Here is a 24,777-nt window from a genome sequence, read left to right on the forward strand (position 1 = left end):
GGGGCTTTTTTCTTTTTATATATTTGTTACATCAATAAATAATGATTCATCAATGTTTGTTGATGAGACCACCGCCTCGCTAAAGTCATAGCTTTCACGATTGCCTTCTCTATCAAGTGGTAAATTTTCAAAATCAAATAAGTTTCTGTCTGCAAGCTGGCTTGGGCTAACATTTTGTAAAGACTTAAAGATACTCTCAACACGACCTGGAGTTTTCTTATCCCACTCAGTCAACATGGCTTTGATTGATTGACGCTGTAAGTTTTCTTGTGAGCCACATAAATTACAAGGAATAATTGGGAAGTCTTTGTGCTCAGCGTATTTAATTAAATCTTTTTCACGGCAGTATGACAACGGACGGATTACCACGTTACGCTCATCATCAGAGCGCAATTTTGGTGGCATCGCTTTTAGTCTTGAACCATGGAACATATTTAAGAACATCGTCTCAACGATATCATCCATGTGATGACCAAGTGCTAGTTTGGTTGCACCAATTTTTTCTGCAAATGAATAAAGTGTGCCGCGACGAAGTCGTGAACACAGACCACAGGTTGTTTTGCCCTCTGGTACTTTTTCTTTTACTACTGAGTAAGTATCTTTATCAACGATGTAATACGGAATATTTAGCGTTTCAAAGTAATCAGGCAAAATGTGCTCAGGAAAACCAGGTTGCTTCTGATCAAGGTTTACTGCAATCACTTCAAATTTAATCGGCGCTGCTTTTTGTAAATTAAGCAAAATATCTAGCATTGCAAAAGAATCTTTACCACCACTGATACATGCCATAACAACATCACCGTCTTCGATCATGTTGTAATCAGTAATTGCGTTACCAACATGCCTTCTTAGACGCTTTTGAAGTTTATTAAATTCAAGAGTTTCTTTTCTAGTATCAGTTTGATTCATTTGCTCTGCTCATACAGGCTTTTGTAAGCCATGTTTCATAGTAAAAAGTTCGGCGTGGATTATACGGACTTTTTGAGCCAGTTGAAATGATTAGCATGGGATAATTAAAGCGCTTCACTCGTAGAGATACTACGTAAAGCGAAGCGCTTTGGGAATAGACTCAAAGGTTTATGAATTTATAGGCTGAAAGCTCTAATTTTCTGACCTCTGTAAACTGATTTCTGATTTATTTTACTGTGCATTTGTAACGAGAAGCTGTACAAGCAAGGTCAGGCCAATCATCTCTGCCCCAACAGTATTTATCATTTCTAAGAGGTTTTAGATGCCAAACCACAGGCTTGCCCTTTTTATCTAAGCGGGTTTCATTTTCAAGCTGCACACGGATTAAATTTTTCTCTGCTGAGAGAATATTATAAACGAAGGTTTTTCTCGCTTCAGACGCGGAAATATAGCCCTGCTCATCATAAGAGATTTCTAATGTTTTATTTTTAAACGTTATGGTATGAAAATTAGCTTCACAAACTGGGCTATTTGTTGACTGCCATGAGCCTTGCAACTTAGTTTGCATTTCTTAGTTGATAGGTGAATGACTGCTACAAGCTGAACATAGCAGTAAAATAACAAAAATAGGCGCTGAAGTTTTCATTAAGATGCTTTTAAGTCCCTGAAAAAGTAAGGTTTAGCATATCGAGAATTGTAAAAATGTCCAGCCATACGCTTAATAAAAAACAAAGGGCACATGAGCCCTGTGCCCTTTGTTAACTTTAAGCGCTTTTAGTTTTAGCTTTTTTATTCTTTGCCATTCGTTTAGCACGTTTTATTGCCGACTTTTTCGACGCATTTTTCTGCGCTATTTTTAACACTTTGGCCTCTTTTAATTGCTTTTTAGCTGCTTTCAAGCGCTTTTTAGCATTTTCGGCTAGGTTCTCTGCTTCACTAGCGCACTCTACAGCTGCTTGTGCTTTAAGTGCTGCATCTTTTGCAAGTTCAGTGGTTCTAGCCACTTCTTTTTTACTCTTTTCGAGAATTTTTTCGAGCTTAGCAAGACGTTTCTCAAATACTGACTGTGAATTTTGCATAGTATTCTCCTTTACTGACGTGCAGACATGCGGGTAGGTTCGGTGACAATAAGTGGGTCGAGACGATTCACAATTTCGTGATCTTTTTCTGGGTAATCCAAACAGCTTAAGAAATGACGCATGCAGTTGATTCGCCCGCGCTTTTTATCGTCAGAGCGAATTTGTGTCCAAGGTGCATCCTTAGTATGGGTATGAAACATCATGGCATCTTTGGCATCACTATAATCATGCCATTTAGCCAATGATGCCATATCAACTGGGCTTAGCTTCCATTGTTTGAGCGGGTCATTTTGGCGCGATTTAAAGCGTCTAAATTGCTCTTCTCTGCTGACCGAAAACCAATATTTAAATAGCTTAATACCGCTATTCACCAACATACGTTCAAGTTGAGGTGTTTGACGCATAAACTCTAAATATTCATGATCATCACAAAACCCCATTACCTTCTCAACACCGGCTCGGTTATACCAAGAACGGTCAAATAATATAATTTCACCCTTTGTTGGCAGGTGGTTAATGTAACGCTGAAAGTACCATTGATCACGCTCTCTTGCGGATGGTTTTTCTAAAGCCACTACGTGCGCTCCACGAGGGTTTAAATGCTCCATAAAGCGCTTAATAGTGCCACCTTTACCCGCCGCATCACGACCTTCAAATAAAATCACAATTTGCTGGTTGGTCTCTTTTACCCAGCCTTGCATTTTTAAAAGCTCGATTTGCAGTTCGTGTTTATGGCGCTCGTATTCAACTACGTCCATTTTGCGTTTATATGGGTATTTACCGTCAGCATTCCACTTTAAGCTTGGATTTTTAACATTTAGATCAAAAACCACATCCTGCTTCGCATTGGCTTCGGCTAATTTCTGTTGTTTAACTGATACAGGTTCGACATTGACTGTCTGCATAACGACTCCTTTTAAACTATAACTACCTATATTGAGATCTTTATAGTTTTACTTTAAGCCAGTTATTGCTAAGTAACTTGATCTAAATCTATATTTTTAATTCTTAAAAAACCCTTTAAAAATAGAAGGTTAGCACTTAATAATTAAGTAAAAATAAGGATACTAAAATAAAATTAAACCTTTTATCTATAGCAAGAAACAATCAGTAAAAACTCATATCTTCATACTGTTTTCAGATCTAAAAACACGCTAATTCTTAAATGCACAGCAATACAAATAGTTAGAAAAGATATGAATTAAGGGGAGTAATGTAGATAAAAGAAACAGTCAAAGTAACTGCACTGATTACGATGAATTTCAGATTTTGATACTAAACCAAAATACCGAGATAAATTTTAATAAAAAGAAACATAAGAACTATCTGCTTCACAACGAAAAAAGGACCTAATAAGGTCCCTTTTGTCGATGTTTAAACGCTTTTAGCAATATATGGTCGCTATTTAACAATCCACGGTGTGGCGCTGATAAGCTCAGCATGACTGCTAAGCACTGTGTTATCGTCTTGCCAGTTGTCTGTTACTTTTATTGAACAACGCTGCTCTTTACAGCTAACGCCATTTGCCGAGATAGCGTCTTGGCCGTTAAATTTAAGTACAACACCCTGTTGTTCAGGCAGTAAGAACCACATTAATTTGCTAACAAAAAAGCCCGACAAATCAGATAACAGCTCGTCAAATTCTTCATTTAACGTATATAAGTTCGCTTTACTGAGTTCAAAATCAGCCAGATCCGTTGCTTCAATTTGTAACTTTAATTGGCATTCATGTTTTGGATTTTCTGGTTGAACAACTATTACGGCTTTATCTGTATCAAGCTGCTTATCGAATGGTAAAAGTAGTTGAGCCTTATCTGTATAAGTTAGGTCAAACTCTTGTTTTTCTGTAATTATTTTACCTGATTTAATTTTGCATACTTCGTTGCTAGCAATATCAGACAAATAAAAGTTAACTTGAGCGTATTGAAACTCGCCTTTATTAACAACTTTCAAACGATCGTAAAAGCCATCATAGGCAACAACAAATTCAGTTGCAGCGGCCTTGGTTGCAACTGTACCCAGCGCAACCGCGATGGTTGCTGCTTTTAACCATGGAAGGAGTTTATTCATCAAAGTAAGCTCTATTTTGATTTATCATTTTATTTAATTCTTCAATATACGCTTCACCGCGCTCCGAATAAGACAACAAGCCTTGCGTTAGCTTAGTTGCATCAATTGGCTTTTGCTGGCGACGTAAATCAGCACGAATTGATCTTAAATCTTTATACGCTGCATGGGTATTAATATTTTTAAAATATGAACTTACAGCCGCACGTACCGATTTAAAAGCCGTCACTTCATGGGCTGCTTCGTTAGCACGGCGACGAGGCACCATGCCGCAACCCTTTTTGTAACACCACTGGCCGAAAAAATTTAAACCAATGCGTGCAAAGCGTGATGTACCCCATGCTGATTCATTAGCTGCTTGCATTAGCGCAAGCTCTTTAGGAATGATATCAACACGACGTAGTGCCTGGGTAAGCGACAAAGTATCTATGGTGGTTGGCAACTTGTAGCTTGTCAGTATTTTTTTAATATCTGCTTGCTGCTTGCTACTTAGTGGCTCATTGTACTCCAGCATCATACGCGCAATCTCTAGGGTTGCACGTTGCTGTAGAATCATTTTATTTTCGGCCTCAACATGAGGGCGAATAAAATCAAAAAATGCATGTTTCTTTTCTTTCACATCAGTAAAAGCTGCAAAATCTGGCAGTTTCACATTATGTAATGGCTTTTCTTTTTTGATTACGCGCTGGGTCCCTTTTGGCGTTGTCTGCGATTGTTCAGACCCACTTTCTACTACTTCTTTATCTACAAATGGCGATAACAACGCCCATGCAAAAAAAGCAGCAAGTAAAGCTCGAAAAACGTAATTAAGCATGTATTCTCTCATATAAACTACTACTCATGTGCGGTAACGTCACGCACACACAAAGGCGAAGTATACCAAAACCCTCTATTTTTGGCGAATTTGCCCTAAGAAAATTACCTAAACCTTTACCAAAATAGCGTGATTTAGTGCCAATTTACTCGCAATTTTCAAGCGCTTGCGTATACTGAAAAGCAAGCAAACGAGAAAAAGGTAGGTTATTTTTATGTGCCAATCTTGGCAAGCTCGCATTATTGATCAGCAAAAATATCGTCCAAACGATAACCGCTCAGCTTGGCAAGTTGACCGCTCTCGAATCATCCACGCCGCAGCCTTTAGGCGGTTACAGGCTAAAACCCAAATTATGGGTATTGGCTTAAATGATTTTTACCGAACCCGTCTGACCCATTCTTTAGAAGTTGCTCAAATTGGCAGTGGTTTATTACGTCATCTAAAAAAGCAGCACCCTGAATTTACGAATTTTCCGAGCGGTAGCCTACTCGAAACATTATGCCTTGCTCATGATATTGGCCACCCTCCTTTTGGTCATGGTGGTGAAATAGCATTAAATTACATGATGCGCGAGCATGGTGGCTTTGAAGGTAACGCCCAAACATTAAGAATTGTGTCTAAGCTTGAGCCCTATTCAAATGGCTATGGCATGAACTTAACCAGACGCACCTTATTAGGCTTTATTAAATATCCAGCCTTTATTGATGATTTGTGGCACAGCATTCCACCTTTGAGTGAGCAACGTAGTTTTATTAAAGCTGACCATTGGCGACCAGCCAAAGGCTTATATAAAGACGATAAAGATGTTTTCGATTGGATCATTGAGCCACTGTCGAATAACGATAAAGCGCTGCTGAGTAGTCATTATAAGGTTGATGAGTTTAGAGCTAAAACCCATTACAAATCGATAGACTCAGCAATTATGGAATTAGCTGACGACATTGCGTATGCCGTTCACGATTTAGAAGATGCCATAGCTACAGAAGTTTTAACTCTGGCTGATTGGCAAAACCATGCCCTTGTACAGTTGCAAGAGCTTGACTCTGCTTGGCTAACCACCCATTTGAGCTCAATAACCGCCAGACTCTTTTCTCATCACGAGTATGAGCGTAAAGACGCTATTGGTGAGTTGGTTAACACCTTTATTATTAACGCTCAGTTAGTTGTACAAAACGCAGATTTCGAATCTGAAATACTGCAGTACACAGTAAGCCTACCGGATGAATTTGCCGAAATTCTTAACGTGCTAAAACATTTTGTTTTTAAACGTTTAATTCGCGAGCCAAAGATGCAGCAAGTTGAATTTAAAGGGCAAAACCTGTTGATTGAGTTATTTAGTGCTTTTGCCAGCGACCCAATGCGCTTATTACCTGAAACAACCCAAGAAATGTGGCTAAATGCGCACCAGCAAGGTGATAATGCTATGCGCATAATATGTGACTACTTATCAGGGATGAGTGATGAATATGCTTATAAAACCTATCAGCGCTTGTTTTTACCATCTGCTTAAGTAATTTTTGAACAGCAGTTGAAATTGTTCTAAAATCAAACAGGTTATAGTAATAACAACCTCACCCCTTGAATGCATTTTATTTAACATGGATTGAAATAATGCTCAAAAAATACCTGCTTATTAGTGCTGCTGTAGCAAGCTCATTTGCTTGCTATAGTGCAGAATCACTTCCTGATCCGCTTCTTGAAGAACGCGGCATAATCATAAAAGATGCCACTCATTTCGATTGGGTACGGCTGAATTCGGGCGAATGGCTCAAAGGCGAACTAGTCTCCATGTATGATAAAGAGATTGAGTTCGACAGTGATGTGCTCGACACATTAATTATTGATCGCGAAGATGTCTACATGATTATCTCAGATCGCCACCATACTGTGCGCTTTAACGATGGTAATGAGCTAAGCGGCACATTAAATATCTCTGGTGGTTATGTGAAAGTTGGCGAACAAGAAGCTAAATACCGTTATCGCGATTTAGTCTCTATTGCTCCTTCAGCTGAAAGCGAACTCAGTGCATGGACTGTAAAAATATCGCTAGGTGCCGATATATCAAAAGGCAATACTGACCAAACAGAGTATTCGGCTCGTGCAGATATCAAGCGCCGTACGGCGTCTAGCCGTTTCCTCGCAGAGTTTTTAGGCTATCGCACCACCAGCGATGAACAAGTTACTAAAAACAACATCCGCGCTAATGGTACCTTCGACTGGTTTTACACACAAAAAATGTATTTCCGTCCAGCCTTCTTTGAATACTACCGTGACCCGTTTCAAAATATCGCTAACAAGTACACTCTCGGTGCCGGTGTTGGTTACTATGTAATGGATACCGATAAAACAGAATGGGATTTTTCAACAGGCCCAGCTTATCAAAGAACTGAGTTTGATACTGTCACTACGGGTGAAGAGAAATCAAATTCATCTTGGTCATATTTTGTCGGCACTAATTACGAGCTTGAAGTCACCAAGAAAATTGATTTTACCTTTAATTATCGCTATCTAACTGCAAACAGTGATGCAGGTGGAGATTCTCAATATGCGATGGCTGCGTTTGAGTTTGAGATCACCGATGATATTGATTTTGATATGTCATTAGTATGGGATTATTTGGCTGACCCGATTGCCGATGAAAACGGTATAGTACCAGAAAAAGAAGATTACAAAATGATTTTCGCGCTGGGTATCGATTTATAAACATCTCAATCAATCGATATAAAAACGCCGAGCTTAGCTCGGCGTTTTCATTTTAGTTAAAAAATATCTTATAGCGATTTAACACCCATGTTATATAGGGTAAAGCCATAAATATCAGCGTATTGATCAATGATCTTACTTGTTGGTGTTCCTGCACCATGACCTGCATTTGTTTCAATGCGAATAAGATACGGATTTTGTTTCGCACCTTTTTCTTGTAGCTCTGCTGCAAACTTAAATGAATGCGCAGGCACAACACGGTCATCATGATCCCCTGTTGTTACTAAGGTTGCTGGGTAGCTAACACCCTCTTTTACATTGTGAACTGGTGAATAGCCTTTTAAGTACTCGAACATTTCTTTACTTTGTTCACTCGTACCGTAGTCATACGCCCAACCAGCACCCGCTGTAAAGGTGTGGTAACGCAGCATATCTAAAACACCTACAGCAGGAAGCGCAACTTTAAATAGCTCAGGGCGCTGTGTCATAACCGCACCAACTAATAAGCCACCATTTGAGCCACCACGTACCGCTAGGTAATCAGGTGAGCTGTATTGTTTTTCGTTTAAGTACTCAGCCGCAGCAATAAAGTCATCAAATACATTTTGTTTCTTAAGCTGTGTACCATTTACATGCCATTCTTTACCGTATTCGCCACCACCACGAATATTAGCTACAGCATAGATACCACCGTGCTCAAGCCATGCCGCAATTGTAGGGCTGTAGCTTGGTGTTAGGCTCACGTTAAAGCCACCATAACCATATAAAATAGTCGGATTTTTACCGTTAAGTTCGGTGCCCTTTTTGTACGAAATTATCATCGGAACTTTGGTGCCATCTTTTGATGTATAGAACACTTGTTCAGAGATATATTCTTCGCTATTAAATTTAGCGCCCGACTTGCGGTACACATCAGACTTACCTGATTCAACATCAAACGAATAGGTATTGCCTGGTGTAGTGTAATTTGTAAATGAGTAATACAGCGTTTGTGCATCGTGCTTACCGCTAAAGCCATATGCAGTTCCCACACCTGGCAGGCTGATGTCGCGTACTAATTTTCCTGATTTATCGTATTGTTTTACTTGCGAAATCGCATCAACCATATACTTAGCAAAGAAATAGTCACCGCCTTTTGAAAGGCTAAGCACATTATCAGTTTCTGGGATTAAATCTTGCCAATTTTCAGGGCTTGGATCAGCAGCATCAACAGTCACTACACGTTTATTTGGCGCGTTTAAGTTAGTCACTAAATACAGTTTCGAGCCGTCATTATCAATAATTGAGGTATCTGAGTCAGTGTTATCTAAAATAGTCACTAGCTCGCTGTCAGGCTTAGTTAGATCTTTGATAAACAGTTTATTACCTGAAGTTGAAGTACTTGCTGCAATTATTAAATAACGATTATCACGGGTTACATCAGCACCTATATAACGATGTTTCTGAGCCTCAGTGCCACCATAAACTAATTGGTCATCTGCTTGTGCCGTGCCTAACTTATGGTAGTAAACTTTATGTTGATCTGTTTTTGCAGACAGCTCACTACCCTTTGGCTTATCGTAGCTCGAATAATAGAAACCTTCGTTGCCAAGCCAAGAGATACCGCTGAATTTTACATCGACTAATGCTTCTTCAATTGGTTGTTTAGTCGCTGTATCAATAATGATAATTTTACGCCAGTCACTGCCACCTTCAGAGATTTGATAAGCCGCTAGTGTGCCGTCTTCTGTGAATGTTAAGCCCGACATTGAGGTTGTGCCGTCGCTACTGAAGGTATTTGGATCTAAGAACACCTCAGCTTCTGAGTCGCCTTTTTTACGATAAACTACGTACTGATTTTGCAGACCATCGTTTTTATAAAAATAAGTGTATTCACCCTCTTTAAATGGCGCTGTGACTTTTTCATAGTTCATCAGCTTTTCAAGCGTAGTTTTCAGCTCATCGCGATAAGGAATATTTTTTAGATAAGAAAAGGTAACGTCATTTTCGGCTTTCACCCACTGGGCTGTTTCGTCGCTCATATCGTCTTCTAACCAACGATACGGATCGGCTACTTTCTCACCGAAGTATTCATCAACAACATTGCCTTTTTTAGTTTCTGGATAATTCACAGCAGCTTTAACCTCTGCAGTTTTCACTGTTTGTTCTGTTTTTGTTGGGGTGGATTCACCGCAGCCCGCCAATGCAACAACAATCGCACATGCTAGTGTTTTCTTGATCATAATAAATTTACTTTTAGTTATTGTTAATAAAATGAAAGTAAAATTAAAGCATTAGAATGTCTAGTAATTTGCGGTTAAACACTGGAAGTGCTGTAAACCAATGTAAAAACAAAAAAGCCACGTAGTAACGTGGCTCTTCAAAGCATGTATTTGCTCAGCGATTATACTTTTGTTAACCAGCCATGAGTATCTGCTGATTTCCCCCATTGAATATCATTTAATGCTTGGCGTAATTTAGCAACTTTCTCACCTGGTTCACCAGAGCCCACCTTAAACTCTTGGTCGTTATGAATAAGCGTGCCAACCGACGTCAGTACCGCAGCGGTACCCGATAATGCAGCTTCAGTACCTGGTTTAGCGGCTCTTTCTAGTAATTCAGACACAGTGAAGTTACGCTCAGATACTGTCATACCTAAATCTTTCGCAATCGTTAAAATACTATTACGCGTTACACCGTGTAAGAATGTGCTATCAAGTGCTTTTGTGATGATCTCATCACCATCAATTAAAATGAAGTTTGCAGCACCCGTTTCTTGTACATCACCACCTGGGCAGAATAAAATTTGGTCTGCTTGATGCTCTGAGCGAGCTTCTAAGATTGGACCTAATGCACTTGCATAGTTTCCACCACTTTTAACCATACCCATGTGTGGTGCGCAGCGCATGCCGTCTTCTTCAAGTAATACACGTAATGCTGTAGCACCGCCTGAGAAATAATCACCTACTGGCGAAAGCAATACATAAAGCAAGGAACTCATTGACGGTGCAGCCGCTTTACCGATTGCCGCTTCTGTACCAATATGGGTTGGGCGAATATACATTGAACCCGGCGGTGTTGGTGTTTCGTCTGCGTACTCTTTTACAATGTCTTTGATCATTTGCTCAAGCATGCTTTCGTCAAAGTCAGGTAAGTTTAGTAACTTAGAGCTTTGTTTCATACGAGCAATGTTAGCATCCATACGAAAGATATAGACCGAGCCATCTTCGTGACGAAATGCTTTTAATCCTTCAAAACAGGTGCTTGAGTAATGTAATACGTGAGCACCCGCATGTAATTCGATTTTATCAGATGGGACCAGCGCGCTTTCACTCCATGAGTTATCAGCAAAACGTGCTTGGATCATTTGTGGCATAAATACAGTACCAAATGCGGCCATTGTTGTTCTCTCTTGTTTGGACTACTTTTACCCCATTGTATGCTAATCCATCCCCGTTTAACCATAGCAAACTAGTGCCTTTTATCGATTAAAGTGATAATAATCCGACCATTTGGTACAAAAAATGCGCAACCCAAGTTGCGCATTGTTTACTGAGAATCATTCGCTAACAAATGACTATAAATTATCTGTAGTTCATTTTTGCTGTGAGGCGGTTAAAAAAGCCCGGGAAAAAACGCTTAATAGTCGGTGCTAAACCACTTATTCCTTCACCAATAACAACTTCATCTTTCTCGGCTTCAATGGCTTTAATCATTTTTGCAGCCGCTTTTGCCACATCCATGCCGTTTTCGATTGATTCCTCTGGCTTATTTTGCGGTTTACCTTGGCCATCTAACGAATTATGTGCAATGGCTGTTTTGATTGAACCTGGGCAAATAGTCAGGCAATTCACATTTTTGTCGGCTAGTTCTGCTCTTAAGCAATCCATAAAGCCCACGACCGCATACTTAGAACCCGAATACCCAGTTCTGAACTTTGAACCGACTTTACCTGCCACACTGCTAATTGATACCACCATGCCCATACCTTGCTTCACCATCTGTGGCACGACCGCCTTAGTTAAAGCAATTAAACCAAAGTAGTTTACTTCCATCAGTTGGCGATAAACCGTAAATTCGTTTTCTAAAAATAGACTACGCTGCGACACCCCACCGTTATTGATAAGAACATCAATGCGGCCAATTCGCTCGATCACTGCTGGCATATCTTCAAGTAAGGCTTCGGGCTTTGCCAAATCAAGAGCGACCACATGATGATTACCACCGAGTCTTGTATTAAGAGCGTTGAGTTTTTCCTCATTACGGGCAGACAATACTAGCGTTGCCCCTTTTGCTGCCAGTTGCTCACAAAGTGCCTCACCAATTCCAGATGATGCCCCAGTTACCCAAACTGTTTTACCATTTAATTGCATGTGTGTTCCTTATTATTGTTGTTATGCTTTGTTAGGCCCTGCATTTTGTTCGATATGATCAGCAATATCTTTATAAAAACCAAGCATAATCAAGAACTCTGCTAATACAAATAACGGGCCTATGACCAAACCAATTAAATCATCAACAAAGGCTGGCTTTTTACCTTCAAAATAGTGACCAATAAACTGAAACACCCAACCAACAATGAAACTGCCAATGCTCACAGCTAGCCATAACTCTGTTGAAAGCGACACCACAGGCTCAGCAGCAATGCTTAACAAACTTAAGCATACAGCCATAATTAACCCCATAGATAAGCTAAGCATTAAGTAATAAAGGCAGGTGAGTGCAATCACCACGGTTGCCAAGGAGATAACGGCAGGTTCAGAGATAAGCGTGACGCGTTGTAATAAACAAATAATTGCAAACACAATTAATGGAATGCCAATAAAGTGAGTGTAAATATTGCGTTTAGAACGGTGATAAAGGGCGTAATTTGTCAGTTGTTGTTTTAATGTTTTCATTGTTTTTCCTGCCAAAACTGTGTTCAAAATTCAGATTAGCAGAAAATTCACCACCAAGAATGTCAACTAGCCGACATTTAGTTCCAAACTAGCATTGAGATTGCAATTTATCTATATCAATAATTTCAATCGTTTGATATTTAAGATTAATAATTGAATCAGCTTGCAGGGATTGTAATATTTGGTTAATGGTTTGCCGTGTTAAATAGGTCATATCGGCAAGTTGTTGCTGGGTAAGCGGCAAACAACTTTGGAGTGACGACTGATAAAGCATGCACAACCGCTTACTCACCTTTTGCTTTGCTGTAAGGAGTGCGTGATCTTCTAATGAGTCAAACAGGTTTCGCACTTTATTGGTAAGCAGCAGACCAAAATCATGCCAATAAGCAGGATGCTCTTGTAATAAATGGCTTAATGCCCGCTCAGGTACGTGTAAAAGTCGTACCGCAGTTTGAGCATACACATCGTGGGTGCGTTTACCGCCATCAAACAGAGCCACTTCACCAAACCACATAGCACCGGTTACAAAACTGAGTACGGCTTCTTTGCCTTGGCTATTAACCCCAGAAACTCTAAGCACGCCATTAATAACACAATACAGACCGGTATTTTCATCACCACGCAAAAACAATGCATCACCCGCATTTAAGGTGATTAATTTAGCATTTTTTACTAGCTTGTCCCTAAATATTTGTGTGCGATTTTTAAACCATTTGTCTTGGTTAATTACCGAAAGGTCATGTTCATTCAAGAGTTTATACTTTACATTAAATTATTGTGTATACAAATAATAAAAGGATACGGGATGTTAAACAAACTACTTTCGACCAGCCTACTTCTCAGTGCTATTTCTACACCTGCATTTGCTAGTGATATTAATACTGAACTTAAATCTGCCAATAAAAGCGTCAGCGAAAAAGTCATTAAATGGCGCCGTCATTTACACCAATACCCAGAGCTTAGTAACCGTGAGTTTGAAACAGCCAAATACGTGGCTAAGCATTTACGTTCGTTAGGCCTTGAGGTTCAAACAGGTGTGGCTCATACCGGTGTGGTTGCCAAACTTAAAGGGGGCAAAAAAGGTCCGCTTATTGCGCTACGTGCAGATATGGATGCACTACCTGTAAAAGAGCAAGTAGACTTACCTTTCGCGTCAACTCAAACAACAGAGTACAAAGGCAATACCGTTGGCGTAATGCATGCCTGTGGTCATGATAACCATGTGGCTATTTTAATGGCAGCCGCTGAGTCTTTAGTAAAAATTAAAGACCAACTAGCGGGTGATATTCTGTTTGTCTTCCAACCTGCTGAAGAAGGTGCACCAGATGGCGAAGAAGGCGGTGCTGAGCTGATGCTTAAAGAAGGCTTATTTAAAGAAAAGCCAGAAGCCGTATTTGGTTTACACGTAACCAGCTCACTTAATACCGGACAAATTGGTTTTCGTGAAGGGCCGCTAATGGCCAGCGCCGACAAATTTACTATCACAGTAAAAGGTCGCCAAACTCACGGCTCACGCCCTTGGAATGGGGTTGACCCAATTGTGGCGTCATCACAAATTATTATGGCAACACAAACCATTGCCTCACGCCAAGTTGATGTAACCAAAGCGCCTTCGGTGGTTTCATTTGGTGCCATTAATGGCGGTGTGCGTAACAACATCATCCCTGATGAAGTTGAAATGGTGGGCACAATTCGTACCTTTGACCAAGAAATGCGTGCTGACATTAAAAAACGTTTAGCTAAAACCGCTGAGATGGTAGCTGAATCAGGTGGCGCAGAAGCGCATGTTCACATTGACCATGGTTACCCAGTAACAGTGAACGATGTTGAATTAACCAAGAAAATGACACCAACACTTGCTGGTGTAGTTGGTAAAGAAAACCTGATCACAACGCCACTTATCACAGGTGCCGAAGACTTTAGTTACTACGCCTTAGAAACACCAGGCATGTTCTTTTTCTTAGGTGTCACACCAAAAGGTCAAGATGCAGTTACAGCACCTAGTAACCATTCACCACACTTTTTTGCAGACGAAAAAGCTTTACAGCTTGGCGTAAATGCAATGACGCAATTAGTGGTTGATTACCTTAAATAAGCGGATTGATATAATCACTATTCCCTTCTGGCGGGTGACATCACTACCCGCCCTATTTTCTTAGTTGTTCAGCATCAATAAAGTTCATTTTGCTAGGGTTAGATTACTATAAACAGGTAAGGAAACCCCATGACATCAGAATACTTTCATTTTTTAAGCATTATCGGTGTAGCGTTTTTTGCTATTTCTGGCACCTTGCTGGGCCATGAAAAAAGTGTTGGTGGTTTTGGTGTGGTAGTCGTTGCCACAGTCACAGCTCTGGGTGGTGGCACACTTCGAGACATATTGCTTAACAAACCAGTATTTTGGATAGCTCAGCCCGATTATTTGTACGCAACTTACATAGCCATATTCGCCTCTATTTTATCTATTCGTCACTTACCCGATTTAAGTAACACCACCATGCTATTAATGGATGCCGTAGGGATGGCTATTTTCAACATTATTGGTATCGAAAAGGCACTGATCGGCGGCGCAGATATGGTTGTAGCCATCACCATGGGTATGACCACAGGTATTTTTGGTGGCCTGATGCGTGATGTGATCTGCCGAGAAGTGCCTTTAGTAATGGGTGAAGAGCTCTATTCAACCGCTTGCTTATCTGGCGGGTTAACTTACGCGGCTTTATTCACCCTAGAGGTGAGTTATATTTGGTGCATTCTTGGCGCATTCGCTGTGACGGTCTGTTTAAGATTAGGCGCCATACACTTTGGTTGGCAACCTAATCTGTTTCGTAAAAGCAGCTTTAAACGCTCTTAGCAAGTCATATAAATACAGCCATCGAGTGGCATGTCAGCGGGGTACTGGGTTTGTATAAAACCCAGTTTTTCATAGGCTGTTTTAGCAAGGGTATTGTGGCTATACACAAACAACGACAAGCTAGCGCAGTTCAATTGCTGTTTACCCTGCTCTCCTAGTAAATTTATCAACACTTTTGCAAGACCTTTACCACGTTCACTTGGCGCGATAACTAGCCGCCCTAAATGGCAACGACCTTCACGTAAATAGTATTGACCAAACCCTAACATCTGGCCTTCGTCATTAACCAACGCGAAGGAATTCAGCGCATCTAGGTTTAAATCATTCTTAAAGCTTTGCGTATCAAATGGGTAATTAAAAAATGGCCCAGACCAAATACGCAGTTCAGCCTCTGAGTTAAACCAACCCATTAACTCGTTTAGTTGGTCACTCGTTACTTTAACTAGCTTCATGTTTTAACCTATCGTATAAACCCGATGCACGAGTAACTGATTTATTCATCGCCATGAGCAATACATTTTTATCGGCCACCAGCTCAAATGTGGTTTTCGCGCGGGTGATACCCGTGTAAACCAACTGCCTGTTAATGCCCTGATTAGCATGTTTTATTGGTGGTAAAATCATTGCTGTGTAAGCAAATTCAGAACCTTGCGACTTATGAATTGTCATGGCATACACTTTGTCGTGAGCAGGTAAACGTGCGGGCGAAAAGGCACGAATATTTTCTTGTTCATCAACAAACATGGCTTTTAACTGACCTTGCTCATCGTGCATTAAAATACCGATGTCGCCATTAAACAGTTTTAGCTGGTAGTCGTTTTGGCTGATCATAATTGGCATACCCACGTAATGCCTTTGATATGGCGAAATTAAACCTTGTTGAGCCAGTGCTTTTTCAATACGCTGATTAAGGCTATTTACACCATAATCTCCCTCTCTGACTGCAGCCAGTAACTGATAATGCGCAAATGCTTTATGCACACTGGCTACACTTGCCCCTTGCTGGATAAGCTGCAAATAATCGTGATATTGCAACGCCGCCTGTTGCACAAATTGCTCAATCGGTTTACTAATTACGCTGTAATTAAGTTTAAGGTCTTTAAAGCCACCTTGATTAATCGTTTGCTCAACGTAGCCCAGTAAGCCACTGTTATTGGTATTTACAGCTTGTGCTAATTGACCAATGCCGCTGCTGCCATCAAAACGATAACTTTGCTGTAAAAACGCAATACAATCGTTAAGTACAAAATGACTGCTCGCCGCGGGTATTTCGCTCTGATTATTAAAACAAACGCGATTAAGCTGCGCTGCTCTTTCACTGCTGTAATCAGGCATTTTGCCAAGCTCTAAGCCTTGGCATAGGTCGCTAAGAATACTGCCCGTATCAACCGAGGCTAATTGGTCTTTATCACCCAGTAAAATAAGTCTTGCATGGCTCGGTAGTGCCTCGATTAGTTTTGCCATAAGCGATAAATCTACCATCGATGCCTCATCAATGATCAGTACATCTAAATGCAGCGGATTACGCTTGTTATGGCGAAACTTATTGGTATGCGGAATAACGCCCAGTAAACGGTGAATCGTTTGCGCGCTTTCAGGAATAAGTGGCGCGATATTACCAGGGATCATACTAAGCTTTTGCTTTGCCCCTAAAATCGACTCGGTTAAACGCGCTGCCGCTTTACCTGTCGGTGCAACCAGCTTTATTGTTAGCGGTGCACTGGCATACAAAGATTGTAATATTGCTAGTAGCTTAGTTACTGTGGTGGTTTTACCGGTACCTGGGCCGCCAGTGATCACACTAAAGCCTTTTGTTGCGGCAATCGCACAGGCTACTTTTTGCCAGTTTAATGTTTTAATAGGATCGCTTGGGTTGGTTGTATGTTCACTATTAGGAAAATACACCTCAAGTAATGCCGTTAATTCGGCTTCATCAAGTGTGAGTTCTTTCGTTGCTAAATGATGTAAACGCGAAGCCAGTGTGGTTTCGTACTCTGCCAATCGGGCAAAATAAAGTTTATTCGCGAACAATAGCAGTGGTTTGTCGTCCCCGACACACTCAGCATTCATTAGTTTATTAACAGCCTCATTAAGGCCAAATTCCATATCAAACGGGGTTAAAACCTCAGGGGCTGCAATGCTGGCATCAGCTAGGCTTTGCTCTCTTATTTCAAACGGGTTTTGCCAGTTTATATTCACGAGCTCTAAACAGCTGTGCTGACTTTGCTGCGCGGCCGCAAGTAATAAAATCAGGTAAAAAACCTCATTATGCGCTGCATCGTTATTCTCTATCAACGATTGTGAACCGGCTACTGTTTCTGTGCCAGTCAATAGCTCTGCGAGTTTAACATCAACTAAGCGAATACGTTTTGCCTCAAGTAAATAACTCAGTAAAGGCTGCGTTTTAACCTCTGTGACAGTCAACACTGAGTCGCTTTGGGTATGTTGTGCTGGCTGCTGTGGTTGCTTATTCATTGGCTCGTTTGGCTCATGGTCATCAAAGCCGAATGTCATTTGACTCATAGCATGGCTCCTTGTGCGAATAAGCTATCAAGCTCAGTTATTTGCTGTTTAGTAAGCTGATTAAAGTACACCCCTTGCCCTTCGCTCATACCACGTAAGAAGGTGTAGTAAACACCGCCTAAATGCGTATCGCTATCGTAATCTTGAATGCGTTGTTTTAATAAGCGGTGCAATGCCACGGTATAAATTAAATACTGCAAATGATACTGGTGACTAGTCATGGCTTGCTCTAGTTGCTCATGTTGGTAGTCAGCCGCACTATTGCCTAAAAAGTTCGATTTATAATCAAGAATATAATACTTACCCTGCCAGCAAAATATTAAATCTATAAAGCCTTTTAGTAAGCCTTGCACCTCACTAAAATCAAGCTGCCCGGGTAAGTTAAAATGTTTAACTAAAACCTGGTTAAGCTTATCGCTTGAGAGTGATAACAAGGGTAAGTTAAATTCCATTTCGACCAAACAGGTATCAGGCTCAAGTACTGATAAACTTAGCCCTTTATCGTTTAATGGGCAATTCAGTGCAGCAAGGATCCACTGCTCGGTCATTTCTTGCCAGCTTTCGTCAATATGGTATTTTTCGAATAACGTTTTGATCACTTTATCAAGTGCGTGGTCGTCTTGCTCAGTGGCTGGACGCTTTAACGCATAAGGGTCAGTAAAGTCTAATTGCTCAAATATTTCATGCAAACAACTACCCGGCTTTGCGCCTTTAGGGAAGCTGTACGGTGTTAAAGCATTGGCATTTTGGGCTAAAAACTCATCTTTTTCGTGGTCTTCGTCACTGCGGCCAAGTTCAATATGGTCAGTATGCTTTTTCAGCGTTAAGCTACTAAAGCTGGTTGAACGCCAATCTCGCTGAATGTCTGCTTTTACAGTATTAACTTGATAGGCTTGCTCACTGTCAGCGCCAGCAAATGTTAACTTTTCAAGCTCATCTGCTTGACTAAACGCCTCATAATGCATGTGTGCAGAGCCGTCACAAAATTGTTGTAACAACGCGCGCCATTCATCGCCCGATTTAATCTCTAACCCTGCAAATAATACGTGGCCAATGCTGGTACTTTGAATTCCAGGGCGAGCACTACGACCTTGGGCAATGTTATACATACCCACAGAGCAAAAATGCACGGCACGAGTCAATGCCACATAGAGCAAGCGTAAATCTTCAGCCAAGCGCTCTTGCTCTGCTTTTTGCATTGCGTCGTCACTTTTAGCAAGGTCATAAATAAGCTTACCGTCTTTATGATAAAGGGCTTCTTTGCTTTCACGGTAGCCACAGGCAAACGGCATGAATACAATCGGGTACTCTAAGCCTTTTGAGGCGTGCATAGTGACAATTTTCACCAAATTAGCATCGCTTTCTAAGCGTACTTGCACCGCTTCACCATCTTGTTGACTGACTTTTTGTGCAAACCAACGCAGTAATCTGTGGGTGCCCTCAAGCTCAATTTGCTTTTGCTGTAAGATCTCCCCTAAATGGCGGAAATCGGTGAGCCAGCGTTCAACGTTGTAGCCTAAGCCTTGCCAGCGCGCTGCAAGTTGATTATGGCTTAATAAACGCTCGAGCATCGCCATTGCGCCTTGCTTATGCCAAATATGAGCAAGCTGAGCAAAAAAGTTTAGATGTTCTTGCCATGCACTTTCATTTTCGTGAAGCTCATAAATACGGTTGTAGCTTAAACAAAACAATGGCCCTGCTAGTACACCACGCAGTAATGACTCATCATACTGACCATGCAATGCCGTTAAAAAGTTAAGTAAATGATGACTAAGCTCTTGGTTAAACACACTGTCACGGGACAAATACACGCTGGCAATGGCGGCTTCTGCCAGTGCGTTTTTCATCAACTGTGCTTCGTTTCGGTCACGCACTAACACACAGATATCGGCAGCAGTAAGTGGTTTTCCTGCAATAGTTGCATGGCCTGCATTAGCTTGCTTGAGTAGCTCAGTAATTTTTTTCGTATATTGCAAAGCCAATGCCTGTTGAGCTACCCCTTTGCTGGTTGGCTTGTTGTTGGCTTCGGCGTACTCATCAACAAAAACCGAAAATTCAAACGCACTGGGCATTTCACCGTTTATTAAAAACGCTTTGTCTTGCTGTTTTCCTTTAGCATTGACCTTTTGAAATGGAATCGCATCGTTGTAAATAAAGCTATTAGCATTTTTAGCAAATAAGCGGTTTACGCTATCAACAACCCCTTCACTTGAGCGGTAGTTGGTATCTAGGGTGTATTGCTTGTCATCTGAAACGGCTTGTTTTGCGCCAATATAAGTAAAAATATCTGCACCACGGAAGCCATAAATAGCCTGTTTTGGATCGCCTATCATGGCAAGCGTGGTGTTTTTAATGCCATAAATGCGGCTAAAAATACCATATTGAACTGGGTCGGTATCTTGGAATTCGTCAATCATGGCAACTGGAAATAAAGCCGCAATTTTTTCACTTAACGCTTGGCCTTGCTCACTTAAAAGCGCCTGATGCAAGTTACTCAGTAAATCATCTGGAGTAATAACGCCTTGCTCTTGCTTGCGTTTAGCTAATGCACTTGCCACCCATTTAGCTGCGTATTGCACTATCGCAATATTCAAGCCGTTATTGATAAGGCTACTCAGTTTAGCCATTTCATCAAACTGAGCCAGCATTTCATGACTCAGCAAACTGCCGTTTTTCTTATAATTTGCAGGGTCGCTTAAATTCTCTGTGCTCCACACTTCGAACGAGTATTTACTGGTACCAAATACAAAAAACAACTCGTCATTGCTTATATACTCTTCAAGCGCTGCAAGGCTGTTTTTTCGACCTGGGGTTTTTGAACCACTTAAATCAGATACTTTTACAGCATTAATAAACTCACTCTCACGGCACGCAGTTTTAAATGCCGGTACTTTTGCCACGAAGTTGTCGCGCGCTTGCCATATATCGTCAAGGTCGTACTCAGGGGTAATTGTTGCCCCTTGTTTATTGAGTAAACTCACTACCTGTGAATACAGTGACGCCGGCACTGGGAAAATATCGGTAATTGCTTGCGTTCGCTCTTTTGATTGTGGGTAAACAAAGGCACGCCAAAAGTCATTAAGGGTTTCTTGAATAAGCTCACGCTCATCTAGAATAAACTCTAAGTTAAACGCCACGCCGGATTCAAAAGCATGTTGTTTCAGCATTCGCTGACAAAAGCCATGAATAGTGAATATAGCGGCTTCATCCATCGACTTTGCCGCAGCGTCTAGCAAATCAAATGCGGCGTGTTTGTCAGTTATCTCGTTAATTACTTGCTCAATCAGCTCATCATCTGGCTTTTTACCAAGCAGTGCATCTCTGGCATCGATTATACGCGCCCGCACACGGTCTTTAATTTCTTGGGTGGCGGCCTCGGTGAAAGTCACCACCAGTATTTGCTCAACACTCAGAGGCGTATTTAATGCTTCATCTTCACCGGTCGCTTTTTGTAAGCCCAACAAATACCGCAAATACAAACCTGTGATGGTGTAGGTTTTACCTGTACCGGCACTGGCTTCAATAAGGCTTTGCCCACACAGCGCCATACTCATTGGATTAAGCGTTTGCATGATCTGCCTCCTGTGCTAATTCAACAATTGGCGATAACAGCAGCTCGCTCCATTTTATAAACTCTTCTTCACAGTCTTTAAGGCTTTTTATGGTTAAGCGAATGTATGGGTTCTCACCTTCACCTATGCCTATGTATTGCGGCGCGAATTTATTGTTTGCTTTAACCATGTCTTTATCTGTTTTTATGTACTCGTAACCACTGACCGGGAAAAACGCCACAGGGCGAGTTAAAAGCGTTTCATAAAGCGAAAACCAATCATTTAAATAGCTACGGGCATCGTCTTCTGACAAGGGTGAAAAACTAATTTGCTTGTCTAAACCAAGAATAAGGGTTTCAACCGGCTGGCCCATTATTTGCGCCGCTAAATGATGCACAAAGCCGCGAATAACATCTTTTGCTTTAATACTGGCGGTGCGATAAAACACCTGTTTTTGACCATAAATATGATTTAACCAACCTTCTAAAGTGGTGTTGGCTATTTTAATATTTACTTCAACGGGTAATGCTTCATCACCTTGAATATGCGCTTTTACTTGCCCAGCAAGCGCATCAACTCGGTGCTGCATACTTTCAAACACAAGATCGCCAACATGGGCTTGGGGTAATTCACCGCGCTGCATAATTTGCGCTTTATTAAGCGGTAGCTCTTGAATGCTCGCTTCGAGAATTTCGTCAAGGTAAAAGTAGCGGCGTAATGCATCTAAACTAAATGGCTCTTCATCTTTAGCGATATCGTTAAATTGCGGTAGGCGTAAACCCAAACTTTGCTGATAAAAGCTCTCGTGCGGCTGGCAAATACTGCGAATAAACTGAGTTAACTCAACACTGCTTTCTGGCTGAACACTGAGCGCTTGCTGTGGCTCAGGATTAACAGGTTGAGCTGGCATCCACACGGGGTTATAGCTGTGTAATTGTGTGGCTAGTGGTTTATTTGCTTTTTGCTCGTCATCAGTTTGGCTTTTATTACCTTCTTTGTTAGTGGTCAGATAATAAGCCGGGTTAAATGGCTGTAAGTGCTGATAATTAATCAGCGCCTCAGGTAGCTTTAAGTGAGTGTCTTTATCAGCAAATTCAAAACTACGGGCTATGTATTCCAAAAGCTCGCTCACTAAAGTTGAGGGCATTCTTGGTTGGTTATCAAAGCAAGAACGGCCAATATAACTGATGTATAAATTCTCACGAGCACTTAAAATCGCTTCTAAAAACAGGTAACGGTCGTCGAGCTTACGAGAACGGTCGCCTTTTTGGCGTTTTGAGAAAGGCACTAAGTCAAAACCAATTGGCTGAACGGTACGTGGGTAATCTGCATCATTTAAACCTAGCATGCACACTACTTTAAATGGCACCGCACGCATTGGCATCAACGTACAAAAGTTAACTTGCCCCACTAAAAAGCGCTGCCCTACACCTTTTTCTTGAATACCTTGTTTAACCAAGTAACTCACAATACGCTGCGAAACGGCTTGTTGGTAATCGCCATTATCATAATGCTTAATCAGTGTATCGAGCACTTTTTGCAGTACTAATAAATCCCAGCTTTGTTCACCTTCATCGCTGTACACATCGCTTAATAATTCTTTTAGAATTTCTGCCTTTTCATTAAGCGGTGCATCAGCTTGCAGCTTAGCTTTATATCGGGCCAGTACATCAATAAATTCAATGAGTTTATTTAAGGTATTTAATGCCATGCCTTCAACTTCATCGGCACTGTAAATCCCCGAAAACGGCAATTGTTCATCACGTTGTGCAACGCCAAGTAACAAGCGGTTTAGGCCATGTTGCCAGGTATTTAAATCTATTGCGGGTAAGCCAAAACTGTCTTTGTGGGCGGCATCTAAGCCCCATTTAACGCCAACGCGTTCAAGCCAAAAGCCAATTTGCTCATATTCATGAGCTTCAAGGTTAAACTTTTCGGCAATTTGTGTGACTTGCAGTAAATCAAGAATGTCAGACACACCAAAGCGTGAGTAAGGTAAATCGGCTAAACTAGCAAACGAGCTAAGTACGGGTTTTTCTTGTTCTATGGCTAAATCGGCTAACGCATAAGGAATAAAACGTCGCCCTTCGGCACCACCAAATACCGCCTCAATATACGGGCTGTATGTGCCAACATCCGGCATCATTACAATAATATCTTTTGGTGTTAGCGCTTTATTTTCATTGAATAAATTGAGTAAGTAATCATGTAGTCGTTCGACTTCGCGTAGTGGCGTGTGACAATCGCTCAGCACAATGCTGGTATCGTCTGCCTGAATTGGCAACTTGCCTTCGTCATTAATAAACCATTCTTTATCAGGCGTTAGTGATTCACCCTTAAAAGCTAATTGGTAAATTTCAGACTGAATTTGCGATAGCAAGCTTTGATCAAACTCGTTATCGAATCCGTCAAGCCACTGCGCATCTAGTTGCAGTAACTGCTCAAAATAGTCTCGGCCTAATTTACCCCACGACGAGAGTAACGGGTTACCAATAAAAAAGTACTCGTGATCAGGGTTTTTAGCGCTGTCTTCAAGCGCTTGTAACTGCGGGCGTTTAGCATATTTAGCGGCAATCTTAGCTGCTGTTTTTTCATCGAGTGTGTCACCCCAGTAATGCTCACTGGGGTTGAAGAAAAACAAAAACACCTGCGTTTTTTTTGCAATGGCCTGAAACACTTCAAGCTGGCTACTCGCAATTGCAGAAATACCAAATAAGCTAATACGCTCAGGTAATAGGCTTGCGTCCATTTTTTCAAGGGCTGCAAGGAGTTTGTCTTGCATATTGGCGCGGTGATATTGGCTTTGCCCAAGCTCTTTACTGTGCGCCACCAGCTTACGCCAGAGATCTGGCTGCCATGGCGCAATGCCTACATCAACATCATCAAGTTCATCGATGCCCTGCTCCCAAGTGGCAATCCAATTGGGGCGATACATTAAATATTGGTCATAAACGTCGGCAATTTTCTCGCACAAGGCAAAGGTTTTTTGCCCTTCACTGTCACCATCTAAATAGGTTTTCAGCGGTAAGTACAGCGGCTCATCAATGCAGTTTGGTAAAATCGCAAACAGCTTCCAAGCAAGGTTAGCTTTGTTATACGGTGATTCACTGGGTACATCAGGCAGCAATTGTTGGTAAAGCTGCCATATAAAACTCGAAGGCAGCGGAAAATCAACCTGAGCGGCAATCCCTAAGTGTTCGCTTAAACCTATTTTTAGCCACTGCGACATACCTGGTGACTGCACAAGCACAATTTCTTTTTTAAAGGGACTCGTTAATGGATTAACTTTAAGAAGAGCGTGAAACCGCGCTTGCAGTGCTTCCATGCGATTTGATTGAATTATATTCAGCACTTTACACTGTCCTTGCTTGAAACTAACTAATTGACACAGTGTAAGATA

The 24,777-nt window shown here is 41.3% G+C and carries 18 protein-coding genes and 1 pseudogene; 4 read left to right on the forward strand and 15 right to left on the reverse strand.

The genetic code is table 11. The features are described from left to right. Window positions 1–15 precede the first annotated feature (15 nt). The 6 genes from ttcA to ABMY41_RS01610 form a co-directional block, all read right to left on the reverse strand. Window positions 16–909 carry a tRNA 2-thiocytidine(32) synthetase TtcA gene (gene ttcA / locus ABMY41_RS01585; protein WP_054561325.1) on the reverse strand — a complete coding sequence of 298 codons (894 nt, stop codon included), beginning with the start codon at window positions 907–909 and terminating at the stop codon, window positions 16–18. Between the two features lie 226 nt (window positions 910–1,135). Continuing rightward, window positions 1,136–1,477, reverse strand: coding sequence for a hypothetical protein (locus ABMY41_RS01590; protein WP_287244400.1), 342 nt, complete (start codon window positions 1,475–1,477; stop codon window positions 1,136–1,138). A gap of 196 nt (window positions 1,478–1,673) precedes the next feature. Further along, window positions 1,674–1,988: a hypothetical protein gene (locus ABMY41_RS01595; protein ID WP_175078211.1), complete on the reverse strand. Its 315-nt coding sequence runs from the start codon at window positions 1,986–1,988 to the stop codon at window positions 1,674–1,676. Window positions 1,989–1,999: 11 nt separating this feature from the next. Continuing rightward, on the reverse strand, window positions 2,000–2,893 hold the full coding sequence (gene ppk2, locus ABMY41_RS01600) for a polyphosphate kinase 2 (protein ID WP_082665603.1): 894 nt from the start codon (window positions 2,891–2,893) through the stop codon (window positions 2,000–2,002). 496 nt (window positions 2,894–3,389) lie between these two features. Further along, on the reverse strand, window positions 3,390–4,058 hold the full coding sequence (locus tag ABMY41_RS01605; protein WP_349274000.1) for a DUF2987 domain-containing protein: 669 nt from the start codon (window positions 4,056–4,058) through the stop codon (window positions 3,390–3,392). Continuing rightward, the gene (locus ABMY41_RS01610; RefSeq protein ID WP_349274001.1) at window positions 4,051–4,869 is read right to left on the reverse strand and encodes a glucosaminidase domain-containing protein; all 819 of its coding nucleotides are present in this window, start codon (window positions 4,867–4,869) and stop codon (window positions 4,051–4,053) included. The genes ABMY41_RS01605 and ABMY41_RS01610 overlap by 8 nt, the downstream gene beginning before the upstream one ends. Before the next feature lie 214 nt (window positions 4,870–5,083). Here ABMY41_RS01610 and ABMY41_RS01615 point away from each other — a divergent pair, with 214 nt between their 5' ends. Next, complete coding sequence (locus tag ABMY41_RS01615; protein WP_055021046.1) at window positions 5,084–6,379, forward strand: anti-phage deoxyguanosine triphosphatase; 1,296 nt, start codon at window positions 5,084–5,086, stop codon at window positions 6,377–6,379. 101 nt (window positions 6,380–6,480) lie between these two features. Beyond that, entirely contained in the window at window positions 6,481–7,572 is a 1,092-nt protein-coding gene (locus ABMY41_RS01620) for a DUF481 domain-containing protein (RefSeq protein ID WP_349274003.1), read from the forward strand. Between the two features lie 68 nt (window positions 7,573–7,640). On the opposite strand, the gene ABMY41_RS01625 is transcribed toward ABMY41_RS01620, so the two are convergent. From ABMY41_RS01625 to ABMY41_RS01645, 5 genes and pseudogenes are all read right to left on the reverse strand, one after another. Then, on the reverse strand, window positions 7,641–9,794 hold the full coding sequence (locus tag ABMY41_RS01625; RefSeq protein ID WP_251598798.1) for a prolyl oligopeptidase family serine peptidase: 2,154 nt from the start codon (window positions 9,792–9,794) through the stop codon (window positions 7,641–7,643). A 161-nt stretch (window positions 9,795–9,955) separates the two neighbouring features. Continuing rightward, window positions 9,956–10,957: pseudogene (locus ABMY41_RS01630) on the reverse strand (branched-chain amino acid aminotransferase); the annotation flags it as partial. A 178-nt stretch (window positions 10,958–11,135) separates the two neighbouring features. Continuing rightward, window positions 11,136–11,924 (reverse strand): SDR family oxidoreductase, encoded by a 789-nt coding sequence (locus ABMY41_RS01635; RefSeq protein ID WP_054561314.1) that lies wholly within the window; start codon window positions 11,922–11,924, stop codon window positions 11,136–11,138. 21 nt (window positions 11,925–11,945) lie between these two features. Further along, window positions 11,946–12,449 carry an Mpo1-like protein gene (locus ABMY41_RS01640; RefSeq protein WP_175081805.1) on the reverse strand — a complete coding sequence of 168 codons (504 nt, stop codon included), beginning with the start codon at window positions 12,447–12,449 and terminating at the stop codon, window positions 11,946–11,948. 88 nt (window positions 12,450–12,537) lie between these two features. Further along, window positions 12,538–13,200, reverse strand: coding sequence for a Crp/Fnr family transcriptional regulator (locus ABMY41_RS01645; RefSeq protein ID WP_289098754.1), 663 nt, complete (start codon window positions 13,198–13,200; stop codon window positions 12,538–12,540). Between the two features lie 54 nt (window positions 13,201–13,254). On the opposite strand from ABMY41_RS01645, the gene ABMY41_RS01650 reads away from it, so the two are divergent. Both ABMY41_RS01650 and ABMY41_RS01655 read left to right on the forward strand, forming a co-directional pair. After that, window positions 13,255–14,544: an amidohydrolase gene (locus ABMY41_RS01650; protein ID WP_055198688.1), complete on the forward strand. Its 1,290-nt coding sequence runs from the start codon at window positions 13,255–13,257 to the stop codon at window positions 14,542–14,544. A gap of 129 nt (window positions 14,545–14,673) precedes the next feature. Then, entirely contained in the window at window positions 14,674–15,303 is a 630-nt protein-coding gene (locus ABMY41_RS01655) for a trimeric intracellular cation channel family protein (RefSeq protein WP_062565213.1), read from the forward strand. Here the strand turns inward: ABMY41_RS01655 and ABMY41_RS01660 are convergent. The 4 genes from ABMY41_RS01660 to recC are packed head-to-tail and all read right to left on the reverse strand — an operon-like array spanning window position 15,300 to window position 24,729. Beyond that, window positions 15,300–15,755, reverse strand: coding sequence for a GNAT family N-acetyltransferase (locus ABMY41_RS01660; protein WP_289098752.1), 456 nt, complete (start codon window positions 15,753–15,755; stop codon window positions 15,300–15,302). The two genes, ABMY41_RS01655 and ABMY41_RS01660, sit on opposite strands and share 4 nt — an antisense overlap. Beyond that, window positions 15,742–17,826: an exodeoxyribonuclease V subunit alpha gene (gene recD, locus ABMY41_RS01665; protein WP_289098751.1), complete on the reverse strand. Its 2,085-nt coding sequence runs from the start codon at window positions 17,824–17,826 to the stop codon at window positions 15,742–15,744. Before recD ends, ABMY41_RS01660 begins: the two co-directional genes overlap by 14 nt. Next, entirely contained in the window at window positions 17,823–21,398 is a 3,576-nt protein-coding gene (recB, locus tag ABMY41_RS01670) for an exodeoxyribonuclease V subunit beta (protein WP_289098749.1), read from the reverse strand. Before recB ends, recD begins: the two co-directional genes overlap by 4 nt. Beyond that, window positions 21,385–24,729: an exodeoxyribonuclease V subunit gamma gene (gene recC / locus ABMY41_RS01675; RefSeq protein ID WP_289098747.1), complete on the reverse strand. Its 3,345-nt coding sequence runs from the start codon at window positions 24,727–24,729 to the stop codon at window positions 21,385–21,387. The genes recB and recC overlap by 14 nt, the downstream gene beginning before the upstream one ends. Between the last annotated feature and the right edge of the window lie 48 nt (window positions 24,730–24,777).

Origin of the sequence: Pseudoalteromonas sp. BZA4 (genome assembly GCF_040104395.1) — a bacterium.
GTDB lineage: Bacteria > Pseudomonadota > Gammaproteobacteria > Enterobacterales > Alteromonadaceae > Pseudoalteromonas.